This is a genomic window from Desulfonatronovibrio magnus, from assembly GCF_000934755.1.
In the GTDB taxonomy this organism is placed as follows: Bacteria; Desulfobacterota; Desulfovibrionia; order Desulfovibrionales; family Desulfonatronovibrionaceae; genus Desulfonatronovibrio; species Desulfonatronovibrio magnus.
Genome location: NZ_JYNP01000158.1, coordinates 1 through 1062 on the forward strand (window position 1 = coordinate 1; position 1062 = coordinate 1062).

The 1062-nt window shown below is 46.0% G+C and carries 2 protein-coding genes; both read left to right on the forward strand.

What is annotated here, in order from left to right; translation table 11 throughout:
• Positions 1–69 precede the first annotated feature (69 nt).
• Complete coding sequence (locus LZ23_RS11990; RefSeq protein WP_045214534.1) at positions 70–426, forward strand: YkvA family protein; 357 nt, start codon at positions 70–72, stop codon at positions 424–426.
• 430 nt (positions 427–856) lie between these two features.
• Positions 857–1062 (forward strand): HTH domain-containing protein (locus LZ23_RS11995; RefSeq protein WP_045214535.1); only part of this gene is annotated, 206 nt, incomplete at its 3' end.

The following is a 1062-nucleotide window of genomic DNA, read 5'->3' on the forward strand; positions in this document are numbered from 1 at the left end:
ATAAAACGAACACACGTGTTCGCGCAGGTCTGATAAAGTGTTTCTAACATTTTCAAGAAGGAGACCGTTATGACCAGACTTACACGTGATGAAAAGGAAAAAGCGCTGAATATGGCAGAGAAAATGGCTGATGACTTTGATGCTGGGAGAGCTCATCAGTTCAGCCAGAAGCATACTGACAAATCATGGTATAATGACTTTAAGCTTTTGTATGCCATGATCACTGATCCAACTTTCAAAATGAGCCCGGCAACCTGGGCGCTTATTGCTGGTGCTTTGGCCTATGTGATCATGCCCATTGATATTATTCCTGACTTTATACCTGTGGTGGGCTGGCTGGATGATGCTGCTGTTCTGGCTGCCACCATTGCAAAATTGTCCGGCGAAATCAGCAGGTTCAAGATCCAGAAACAGCAAGACGTTTAACATCGTGTAGAAAAATGGTTCAACCATCTAAAGCGGGCTTTGCCGGGAAAAGGCTTAAAGCCATGCTGAATGTATTTTTGGGCCAAGGCATAAGAAATTATTGTCTCTCGCCCGCTTCGAAGACTTGCTAGAGGCACAGAGCTTGGGAGAAGAGAGAAGTCATTTTTTCATTGCCCTGAGCCGGGGCAATGAAAAAGGTTCTAACGCCCCAGGCGGGGGGCTTGTTATTCATAGCCACCGGCTCGGTGGATATGAATATTAGATTTCTTCCTCCTGCTTTTCTCTCTGCGGGCCCTGCGTCTCTAGGCCTTCTTAGGCCGGGCGTGAGATATTCTTTATCTTTACATGCAAGTACGCTTAAACCGGAAGAACCAGGAACTTTTAACTCTCAAGTTTACCAATAGCCTGTGAAAACCGACAGGAGATAAGATTGGCAAAGCACGATTATGACCGGGCCATGTACCGCATGACCACAATCATTTCCCGGCTTAATATCGGGGAGAGGCTGTTCTTGTCTGATCTGGCCCAGGAGTTCGGGGTTACTGTCAGGACCATCCAAAAGGATTTCAGTACCAGGCTAAGCACTTTTCCCATCATCAAAAATGAGGATGGCAGTTATTCTTTCATTGAAGGTTA